Source organism: Baekduia sp. (assembly GCF_035318805.1).
In the GTDB taxonomy this organism is placed as follows: Bacteria; Actinomycetota; Thermoleophilia; order Solirubrobacterales; family Solirubrobacteraceae; genus Baekduia.
Genome location: NZ_DATHDY010000074.1, coordinates 82897 through 91902, shown reverse-complemented (window position 1 = coordinate 91902; position 9006 = coordinate 82897). Strand labels below are relative to the sequence as shown.

11 protein-coding genes and 1 tRNA gene are annotated in these 9006 nt (G+C 72.5%); 8 read left to right on the top strand and 4 right to left on the bottom strand.

What is annotated here, in order from left to right; genetic code table 11:
* From yidD to VK501_RS17270, 3 genes are all read left to right on the top strand, one after another.
* Positions 1-197, top strand: a 197-nt coding sequence (yidD, locus tag VK501_RS17280; protein WP_324339500.1) for a membrane protein insertion efficiency factor YidD, incomplete at its 5' end; no start/stop codon positions are given.
* 4 nt (positions 198-201) lie between these two features.
* The gene (locus VK501_RS17275; protein WP_324339498.1) at positions 202-1149 is read left to right on the top strand and encodes a YidC/Oxa1 family membrane protein insertase; all 948 of its coding nucleotides are present in this window, start codon (positions 202-204) and stop codon (positions 1147-1149) included.
* A gap of 3 nt (positions 1150-1152) precedes the next feature.
* Positions 1153-1617, top strand: a complete 465-nt coding sequence (locus VK501_RS17270; protein ID WP_324339497.1) for a protein jag — start codon at positions 1153-1155, stop codon at positions 1615-1617.
* A 1239-nt stretch (positions 1618-2856) separates the two neighbouring features.
* Here VK501_RS17270 and VK501_RS17265 read toward each other — a convergent pair.
* The gene (locus VK501_RS17265) at positions 2857-3126 is read right to left on the bottom strand and encodes a helix-hairpin-helix domain-containing protein (protein ID WP_324339495.1); all 270 of its coding nucleotides are present in this window, start codon (positions 3124-3126) and stop codon (positions 2857-2859) included.
* Between the two features lie 64 nt (positions 3127-3190).
* Between VK501_RS17265 and rsmG the strand changes: the two genes are divergently transcribed.
* The 4 genes from rsmG to VK501_RS17245 all read left to right on the top strand — a co-directional run bounded on the left by rsmG (position 3191) and on the right by VK501_RS17245 (position 5704).
* Positions 3191-3898 carry a 16S rRNA (guanine(527)-N(7))-methyltransferase RsmG gene (gene rsmG / locus VK501_RS17260; protein ID WP_324339493.1) on the top strand — a complete coding sequence of 236 codons (708 nt, stop codon included), beginning with the start codon at positions 3191-3193 and terminating at the stop codon, positions 3896-3898.
* Positions 3899-3976: 78 nt separating this feature from the next.
* The gene (locus VK501_RS17255; RefSeq protein ID WP_349261031.1) at positions 3977-4735 is read left to right on the top strand and encodes an AAA family ATPase; all 759 of its coding nucleotides are present in this window, start codon (positions 3977-3979) and stop codon (positions 4733-4735) included.
* On the top strand, positions 4728-5603 hold the full coding sequence (locus tag VK501_RS17250; RefSeq protein ID WP_324339488.1) for a ParB/RepB/Spo0J family partition protein: 876 nt from the start codon (positions 4728-4730) through the stop codon (positions 5601-5603). Before VK501_RS17255 ends, VK501_RS17250 begins: the two co-directional genes overlap by 8 nt.
* A gap of 27 nt (positions 5604-5630) precedes the next feature.
* Positions 5631-5704 (top strand) — tRNA-Ile (locus tag VK501_RS17245).
* A gap of 135 nt (positions 5705-5839) precedes the next feature.
* Here VK501_RS17245 and VK501_RS17240 read toward each other — a convergent pair.
* Complete coding sequence (locus tag VK501_RS17240) at positions 5840-5962, bottom strand: hypothetical protein (protein WP_324339486.1); 123 nt, start codon at positions 5960-5962, stop codon at positions 5840-5842.
* 90 nt (positions 5963-6052) lie between these two features.
* On the opposite strand from VK501_RS17240, the gene VK501_RS17235 reads away from it, so the two are divergent.
* Positions 6053-6532 carry a bifunctional nuclease family protein gene (locus VK501_RS17235; RefSeq protein ID WP_324339502.1) on the top strand — a complete coding sequence of 160 codons (480 nt, stop codon included), beginning with the start codon at positions 6053-6055 and terminating at the stop codon, positions 6530-6532.
* A 143-nt stretch (positions 6533-6675) separates the two neighbouring features.
* On the opposite strand, the gene VK501_RS17230 is transcribed toward VK501_RS17235, so the two are convergent.
* Together VK501_RS17230 and VK501_RS17225 are read right to left on the bottom strand one after the other, a co-directional pair.
* Positions 6676-7617 (bottom strand): D-alanine--D-alanine ligase, encoded by a 942-nt coding sequence (locus VK501_RS17230; protein ID WP_324339484.1) that lies wholly within the window; start codon positions 7615-7617, stop codon positions 6676-6678.
* The gene (locus VK501_RS17225) at positions 7614-8996 is read right to left on the bottom strand and encodes a PLP-dependent aminotransferase family protein (protein WP_324339482.1); all 1383 of its coding nucleotides are present in this window, start codon (positions 8994-8996) and stop codon (positions 7614-7616) included. The genes VK501_RS17230 and VK501_RS17225 overlap by 4 nt, the downstream gene beginning before the upstream one ends.
* Positions 8997-9006: the final 10 nt, after the last annotated feature.

Sequence of the window (9006 nt, the reverse complement as noted above, 5' to 3'; positions counted from 1 at the left end):
CGTGCTCGCGCTACGCCGCACAGGCGATCCGGCGGTACGGCATACTGCGCGGCCTGGTGCTCGCCGGGTGGCGGCTCCTGCGCTGCAACCCGTGGAGCCACGGCGGCCACGATCCGGTGGAGGCCCAGCGCCTGTTCCGAGCCTCCGCCGCATCAGCCGGCCCGGCCGGCGGCGAACCCCCCGTCCCCCGCGCCTGAGCCCATGCCCTTCGTCTTCGCCAACGTCCTCCAGCCCCTCATCGACGTGTTCGAGCAGGTCCTCCTGTTCTTCCACGACCATGTGGGCTTCGGCTGGGGCATGTCGATCATCGCGATGACCGTCACGGTCCGCGCGCTGATGATTCCGCTGACCTTGAAGCAGTTCAAGTCGATGCAGGCGATGCAGCGGCTGGCGCCCGAGATCAAGGAGCTGCAGCAGAAGTACAAGGACGACAAGCAGCGCCAGCAGCAGGAGATGATGGCGTTCTACAAGGAGAACCAGGTCAACCCGTTCGGGTCGTGCCTGCCGCTGATTCTCCAGATGCCGGTCTTCCTGTCGCTGTTCTACATGCTGCGCAAGGACCTGCGGCACGACATCTGCCCGGACATCAACCCGGCGAACGTCGCGAACCCGAAGCCGTGCGGTCAGACGCCGGAGTCGCAGTTCTGGTTCATCCACGACATCACCGACAAGGCGACGGGCACCGTGCTCGTCGTGCTGCTGGTGCTCTACGTCGGCACGCAGCTGGTGTCCAGCCTCCTGATGATGACCGCGACCGCGGATCAGAACCAGAAGATCATCATGCTGGTCCTGCCGTTCCTGTTCGTCGGCTTCGTCTTCGGCTTCCCGGCCGGGCTGATCATGTACTGGATCACGACGAACATCTGGACCATCGGGCAGCAGCAGTTCCTGCGCCGGGTGATCGGCCACGGCACGCACGCGACGACCCTGCCGGAGCTGCCGGGGCAAGCGGACGGAGACAAGGGCAAACCCGCGGCAGCGGGCGCGGGCGGTGGGGCCGGCGGGCTGCTGGCGCGCCTCTCCGGCCAGGCGAGCAGCGCCGAGTCGTCGTCGAAGCAGGCGGCCGTCAAGGAGGAGACGCGCGTGTCGAAGGCCCCGCCCCCTCCGCCGCGGTCGCGCAAGAAGAAGCGGTCCGGGAGGCGGCGCTAGACCATGGCCGACCGGACGCAGGAGGAGATCTTCCAGGACCTCCTCGAGCACATCGTGCAAGGCCTCGGGCTCGAGGCAAAGATCGAGATCGAGTCCAACGACGAGGCGCTGGTCGGCACCCTGAACGGTGAGGACCTCGGCATCTTCATCGGCCGCCACGGGCAGACGATCGACGCCGTGCAGCACCTGGCCCAGCGCATCCTCCTGGCCGACCCGCTCACCGAGCGCCGCCGGATCGTCGTGGACGCCGAGGGCTACCGCGCCCGCCGCCGCGAAGCGCTCGAGAAGCAGGCCGACCAGGCCGCGATCGACGCGGAGAAGTTCGGGCGTGCGGTAGCCCTCGACGCCATGACCGCGAGCGAGCGCAAGCACGTCCACGAGTACCTCCGCGAGCGCGGCGGCGTTGACACGCACAGCGAGGGCGACGAGCCCGAGCGGCACCTCGTGGTGAGCCCGCTGCCGTCGTAGGAGACCGTGTCGCTGTCGCGACTGGGGACCGACCTCCGGCGGCGACGGCCGGCCGTCGTGGGCCTCGGCCTTGCTGGCCGCCTACGGCACCCGTAGCGGCGTGGGTGCCTTACCCGCCGCGGGTTTCGCCCCCTGGGCGAAGGCCCGCAAGGGAACCTGGCCCTCTGGGCCAGCGTTCCCCTAGCGGCGCCGCGGTAGGACCGTTTCACATGAAACGCCTGCCCCCTCCGGCGGGCGTTTGCGTTTCACGTGGAACGTCCGCAGGGTTGCGTGGTCGGCCGCGCCGAACTGGTCCGGTTCCGCGCAGCCCAACGCGGCGAGGCGCAGCTGCTGAGTCGCGGCAGCCGAGGCGGTGAACCGGCGGCGCGCCGAACCGTTCAGCTTCTTGCGGCGTCGGCTCAGGGCCGAGTTGCGGGAGTCGGTCCCATCGGGGCGGCTCGGGGCGGCGCACTTGCGGCGAGTCCGGCCCGCATGCCGGCGATGCGACGGGTCGTCCCGGCGGGGCCGCGCGCGCGCGGCGTTGAGTCGTGGGCCGACGGCGTGCGAGCGCCGCAGCGGGGACGGCGGACGCCGCCCGCCCGGGCGTCAGTGCCAAGGTCGGGCGGCAGCCGTTGCGGCGGGCGTCTCAGGCGACCTGGTGCGCGAGCGAGGGCACGGGGTGCGGCGGGTGCGGCGGGCGCTCAGCGCGAGCGGGACCGTCCGGCGGGGCGTGGTCCGCGGGCGGTGACGGCGATGTTGCGGGAGGACCGGCGTAGCCGCGCTTCCGCCCGTGCCCGGGGCCAGGAGCGGCCGTGGTTGCTGGGCGGGGTGGGCCTGTTGGGCGCGGTGGGGCCGCGGCCGTTCGGGCCCACCTGCGGCGTTGGCGGCGGTTCGGTTGGGGTGGGCCTGTTGGGCGCGGTGGGGCCGCGGCGTTCGGGCCCACCCGCCCTCCGGGACGGCCACGGCAGACCTGTCGGGCCCGGGTTGGCGCTCACCTCCGGTCGTCGTCGCCCCCAGATGGCGCCCGCGGGACGACCAGCGCCGCGCGCTGCACGCCGCTTGCGTCTGCGGCACGCCGGTCACGCCCATGCGCAGCGCTCGGGTACGCGGGCGGCCCACAGCCACAACTCCGCCCGGTGCCCTCGCTCCGGAGCCCGGTGGGCAGGCCGGCGGCCGCGACGTGATGTCGACGCCGGCGATCGGTGCCACCCCGCACGAGGACGCCGTCGCCGTCGCGCGCGCGGCCGTCCCGTGTGTGTTTCACGTGGAACGCTCACGCCCCGCCGCGGCAAGCCGTTCGCGGCTGTGCATCCACCACGGCCGGTCGTCACCGGTGGTGACATAGGCGATCGCGGCCACGAAGGTGTCGCGGAGGCAGATGTCGTGATGCATTCCGTCGTGGGCGCAGAGGCGCTCGTAGAGCTCGTCGCCGTCGAGGCCGCGGAGGTCGTCGGGCTCGTGGATCCCGATGCGGTGGAGGTCGGCGGCGATCCGGGGCCCGATGTTGCGAATGGTGGTCAGGTCGGCCATGGGTGAAGTCTCACCGGTCGGGGCCGACCTGTCTTGGACGCATCGGTCGCCTACGCTCCTCGGCGTGCCCACCGCCGTCGATGAACGCCTCGCCGAGCTCGCTGCCCGTTGGGAGCTCCCCGACGCCGCTCCCGCGCAGCTCAGGGCGATCCTCGACCTCGTCGCGGCCGAGCCGACGTCGATCACCACCGTCAGGGATCCCGTCGAGGGCGTGAACGCGCATGTCGCCGACTCGCTGGCCGGCCTGGAGGTGGAGGCCGTGCGGCAAGCTGGGCGGATCGCCGACCTCGGCAGCGGCGGCGGGTTCCCGGGGCTCGCCCTCGCGGTCGCGCTGCCCGACACCCACGTGACCCTCGTCGAGAGCGTCGGCAAGAAGTGCGAGTTCCTCCGCCGGATCGCCGGCGCGACGGGGCTCGCCAACGTGGACGTCGTCAACGCTCGTGCCGAGGCGTGGCCGGCCGGCCACGGGACGGAGGACGTCGTGACCGCCCGGGCGCTCGCGCCGCTCAACGTCCTCGCGGAGTACGCGGCGCCCCTGCTCGTGGCAGGAGGATCGCTCGTCGCGTGGAAGGGACACAGAGATCCGTCCGAGGAGGCTGATGGACTGGCCGCCGCAACGCAGCTCGGCCTCGAGCCGCTGCCCCCACGCGCCGTGGAGCCCTTCCCCGGCGCCGACGCACGGCGCCTCTATCTCTACCTGAAGGTCAGTTCTACGCCCCCGCGCTACCCACGCCGGGAGGGAATGGCCCGCAAACGGCCACTTCGGGCCTGAACCTGACCCTGAGCGTTGCCGTTCGGGACCGAATCCGCAAGGCCGTCCGACCGCATGCGCCGCTACCGTGAGCGCCGTATGGGCACCGTGTACGCGATCGCGAATCAGAAGGGCGGGGTGGGCAAGACGACCACCGCCGTCAACGTCGCGGCGTGCATCGCGGAGGCAGGCTACGACACGCTCCTGATCGACATCGACCCGCAGGCGAACGCGACCGTGGGCCTCGGCGTCTCCAAGGACACGGTGCCGAACATCTACGACGTCCTCTCGGGCGAGGCCACCGTCGAGGACGCCCTCGTGCCGACCGCGATCGAGCGGCTGTTCGTCCTCCCGGCCTCGCCGGACCTGGCCGGCGCCAACGTCGAGCTGCCCCGCCAGCCCGGCTCGGAGGGACGCCTGCGCGACGCCCTCGGCGGGGTTCGCGAGCGCTTCGCCTTCACGCTCCTGGACTGCCCGCCGTCGCTGGGCCCGCTGACCGTCAACGCGCTCGTCGCCGCCGATCGCGTGATCGTCCCGGTGCAGACCGAGTACTTCGCGCTCGAGGGCCTGGCGGGCCTGCTCGACACGCTCGCCCTCATCCAGCGCGAGCTCAACCCGCGCCTCTCGGTGGCCGGGATGCTGCTGACCATGCACGACGGGCGCACCCGCCTGGCGCGCGACGTCGAGCGCGAGGTCCGCGAGCACTTCCCCGAGCTGGTCTTCGACACGGTCATCCCGCGCAACGTGCGCATCGGCGAGGCGCCCAGCTACGGGCGCCCGGTCATCCACCACGACCCGCACTGCGTGGGGTCCGACGCGTACTTCGAGCTGGCCAAGGAGGTCGCGGCCCGTGGCTGAGCGCGGCATGGGCCGCGGGCTGGCGGCCATCCTGAGCGTCTCGACGCCGGACGCCGGCGGTGCCGACACCGCCGAGCTGCGCGAGCTCGCCGTCGACCTCATCAAGCCCAACCGCGACCAGCCACGGCGCAGCTTCGACCAGGCAGCGCTCCAGGCACTGGCCGAGTCCGTGCAGGAGCGCGGCGTGCTGCAGCCCGTCCTCGTGCGCCCGCGCGCGGGCGGGACCTTCGAGATCGTCGCCGGCGAGCGCCGCTGGCGCGCCGCCAAGCTCGCCGGCCTGGCGCAGCTGCCAGCGCTCGTGCAGGAGCGCGACGACGCCACGAGCCTCGAGGTGGCGCTCGTCGAGAACATGGCGCGCGAGGACCTCAACCCCGTCGAAGAGGCCCGCGCCGTCGCGGCCCTCGTCGAGGAGCTGAACCTCACGCGCGAGGCCGTCGGCCGGCGCGTCGGGCGCAGCCGCGTCGCGATCTCCAACCTGCTGCGGATCCTGGATCTGCCCGACGAGGCGCTCGCGCTCCTGGAGGCCGGCACGCTGACCGAGGGCCACGGCCGCGCCCTGCTGCTCGCCGAGGACCAGGGCGACCGCAAGCGGCTGGCGCACGCCGCCGCCGACGGCGGCTGGTCGGTCCGCGTGACGGAGGAGCGCGCCCGTCAGGCCAACGGGGCCGCCGTCGCGACCGGCCGCACGCGGCCGTCCGTGCACCCCGATCAGGCCTCCGCGGCCGCCGAGATCGCCGACGCGCTGGGGGGCGCCCTGGGCACCGAGGTCCGGGTGCGGCCGCGCGGCACGGGGTACAAGGTCGAGCTCGGCGTCGACTCCCTGGACGAGGCGCTGGCCCTCGCTCAGCGAGTCCGCAGCCGCTCCTAGGCCCGCGCTACACTTCCGGGCCGCAGCGGGCGATTAGCTCAGTCGGTTAGAGCGCTTCTCTGATAAGGAAGAGGTCCCAGGTTCGAATCCTGGATCGCCCATCCCGGCCCGCGTGCCGAGGCTCCGACCCTCCCGGCCGGACCCCGCGAGACCGCACAAGAACTCGCCGACGTCGAGCTGGCCGAAAGCCGGTCCGTCGACAACCAGCCGTCGTGGATCGACGACGAGCACGTCGCCTACTCCGACGGCAAGGCGACCTGGATCGTGCCGGCCGACGGCACCGGGAAGCCCCACTTGCTGCTGCGCGGCGCGGACTCGCCGACGGTCCTGGCGCCTGCGGCCGCCGAAGCGCCCGCCACGAGCTGACCGGAGGTCCGCGCCCGAAAGGCCGCGAGTGGCGCGCGCCTATACTGGCGCGACACCACCGAGGAGATCTTCTCGTGCAGGAAATGGTCATCTACGGCGTCTCCTTCGACATGGTCGGAAAGCAGCCGATCGTGCTGCTGAAGACCGTCGACAGCAACAAGTTCCTGCCGATCTGGATCGGACATCCGGAAGCGGCGGCGATCCTCATGAAACTGCAGGGAGCGACGACGCCGCGCCCGATGACCCACGACCTCCTCTGCGACATGCTGGGCGAGCTGGAGGTCAAGTGCACCCAGGTCGCGGTCACTGAGCTGCGCGACAACACGTTCTTCGCGACGATCACGCTCAACGTGGCCGGCCGGGACGTGGAGATCGACTCGCGGCCCAGCGACGCGCTGGCGATCGCGGTGCGGTCGGGTGCGCCGATCTTCGCCGCCGAGGAGGTCATCGCCGAGTCGGCGATCGAGTTCGAGCACGAGGTCGAGGACACCGAGGAGGTCGTCGACCGCTTCAAGGAGTTCTTGGATCAGGTTTCCCCGGAGGACTTCGCCAGCGACGGCTGAGCGGGGGCGGAGGGAAGCCTCGGTTTCCCCGGAGGACTTCGCCAGCGACGGCTGAGCGGGGGCGGAGGGGAAGCCTCGGTTTCCCCGAGGACTTCGCGTCGGACGGCTGAGGGCGCCGGGCGTCCGCGCACGGACGCGCCCGCTCAGACCGCCGCGGTGCGCGCGAGCGCGCGCTCGACGAGCCGCGCGATGAGCTCGTCGAAGTCGATCCCGGCCGCGTCGGCGGCCTGGGGGAGCAGGCTGGTGGCCGTCAGGCCCGGGATGACGTTGGCCTCCAGCACGTGCAGCCCGCCGCCGGCGTCGCAGAGCAGGTCGACGCGCGACACGTCGCGGCAGCCGAGCAGCTCGTGCACGGCGACGGCCAGCTCCTGGGCGCGCGCGGTGACCTCCGGCGGCAGGTCGGCCGGGCACACGAACGTCGAGCGCCCGATCTCGTACCGCGCGTCGAAGTCGTAGGCGCCGCCGCCCTCGGGCACCGCCTCGACGACCGGCAGCGCCACGCCGTCGAGCACCGACACCGCGAGGTCGCGGCCCGCCACGTGGCGCTCGAGCAGCACCTTGGACGAGTAGGAGAACGCGGCGACCAGCGCCGTCGGGACCTCCGCGGCGGTGTGCGCGATCCGCAGGCCCAGCGCGCTGCCCTGGTCGGCGGGCTTGACGACCATCGGGAAGCCGATGCGCGCCTCGATCTCGCCCAGCGCCTCGGCGGCGCCGAGCTGCTTGAACGCCGTCTCGGTGAACGCGACGAAGTCGGGGGTCGGCAGGCCCGCGTCGAGCATGTGGTGCTTGGCCAGCACCTTGTCCGAGCAGCGGATGCACGCCGAGACGCCGGAGCCCGTGTACGGGAGCCCGAGGATCTCCAGCAGCTCCTGCACCGTGCCGTCCTCGCCGTCGCGGCCGTGCATCGCCAGGAAGCACACGTCGGGCGCGAGCTCGCGCAGGCGCCGCACCAGGTCGTGGTCCACGTCGATGCCGTGCACCTCGTGGCCCAGGCGCTTCAGCGCGTCCTCGACGCGCGCGCCGGAGCGCAGCGACACCTCGCGCTCCAACGAGCGGCCACCCTTGAGCACGGCGACGAGGGTCATCGCCGGCCGTCTGACCGCTGCGCGCCGGGGCGCGGCGTGCGCGGGAGCTGCAGCACGTCGGCCAGCTCCGCGTCGGGGGCGGGCGCGGCGGGCGCCGCGGCGGCGGGCCGCGACCCGGTGAGCGTGCCGAACAGCTCGACCTGCTCGCCGATGACCTCGCCGATGCGGCGCACGCCCTCGCGGATCTCGGCGTCGCTCACGCCCGAGAAGTTGAGCCGCATGGAGGCGGCGCCGCGGCCGTCGAGGTACGCGCCGCGCCCCGGCACGAACGCCACGTTGCGCTGCAGCGCCCGCGCGAGCAGGTCGGTCGTGTCGAGGTACTCGGGAAGCGTGGCCCACACGAACAGCCCGCCCTGCGGCTGGGTCCAGGTCGCCTCGGCCGGGAAGTGCTCGGCCAGCGCGCCGAGCAGCGTGTCGCGGCGCCCGCGGTAGAGCTGGCGCAGCGACTGCAGGTACGGCTCCCAGCGGCCCTCGGCGAAGTACTGCGCGACGAAGTGCTGCGTCAGCGACGACGAGCACAGGTCGGCGCCCTGCTTGCCCATGTTCATCTTGGCCAGCACGGGCGCCGGCGCGACGGCCCAGCCCAGGCGCAGGCCGGCCGACAGGATCTTGGAGAACGTCCCGAGGTAGATGATGTACTCCCCGCCGGCCAGCGACATCAGCGTCGGCAGCGGCTCGCCCTCGTAGCGGAGCAACCCATAGGGATTGTCTTCCAGCACGAGGATCTCGCGCTCGGCGGCGACCTCGACCAGCCGCTTGCGGCGCGGGAGCGACATCGTCACGCCGCCCGGGTTCTGGAAGTTCGGGATGGTGTAGATGAACTTCGGACGGCGGCCCTCGCGCTCGAGGCTGTCCAGCGTCTCTTCCAGCACGTCGATCGGCATGCCGTCGGCGTCCATCTCGATCTGCACGACGTCGGCCTGGTAGGAGCAGAACGCCGGGATCGCACCCGGGTAGGTCGGCGCCTCGGCGACGATGACGTCGCCCGGGTCGATCAGCGTCTTGCACACCAGGTCGATGACCTGCTGGCCGCCGGTGGTGACGAGGATGTCCTCGGGGTCGACCTCGGTGCCCTCCGCGGCCATCACGCGGCGGATCGCGTCCTTGGCGATCAGCAGGCCCTCGGTCGGGCCGTACTGCAGCGCGGCGGCGCAGTTGTCGACCGCGACCTTGGCCATGATCGCCGCGAAGCTCTCGGCCGGGAAGGTCGACGTGTCGGGCAGCCCGCCCGCCAGCGAGATGACCTCGGGACGCTCCGTGATGGCCATCAGGTCGCGCATCGCCGAGGACTTCATCGCGCGCGTGCGCGAGGCGAACAGGCCGGCGTACCGCTCGAGCTCGTGCGCGGCGGGACGCTGGGGGTGGCGGGGCGAGGACATGGAGCTCCTC

Bases quoted from the DNA above. Each gene is read 5' to 3' on its own strand.
- VK501_RS17225 (WP_324339482.1), bottom strand. From the start codon at position 8,996: ATGTCCTCGCCCCGCCACCCCCAGCGTCCCGCCGCGCACGAGCTCGAG.
- VK501_RS17275 (WP_324339498.1), top strand. From the start codon at position 202: ATGCCCTTCGTCTTCGCCAACGTCCTCCAGCCCCTCATCGACGTGTTC.
- VK501_RS17230 (WP_324339484.1), bottom strand. From the start codon at position 7,617: ATGACCCTCGTCGCCGTGCTCAAGGGTGGCCGCTCGTTGGAGCGCGAG.
- VK501_RS17255 (WP_349261031.1), top strand. From the start codon at position 3,977: ATGGGCACCGTGTACGCGATCGCGAATCAGAAGGGCGGGGTGGGCAAG.
- VK501_RS17235 (WP_324339502.1), top strand. From the start codon at position 6,053: ATGGTCATCTACGGCGTCTCCTTCGACATGGTCGGAAAGCAGCCGATC.
- VK501_RS17270 (WP_324339497.1), top strand. From the start codon at position 1,153: ATGGCCGACCGGACGCAGGAGGAGATCTTCCAGGACCTCCTCGAGCAC.
- VK501_RS17265 (WP_324339495.1), bottom strand. From the start codon at position 3,126: ATGGCCGACCTGACCACCATTCGCAACATCGGGCCCCGGATCGCCGCC.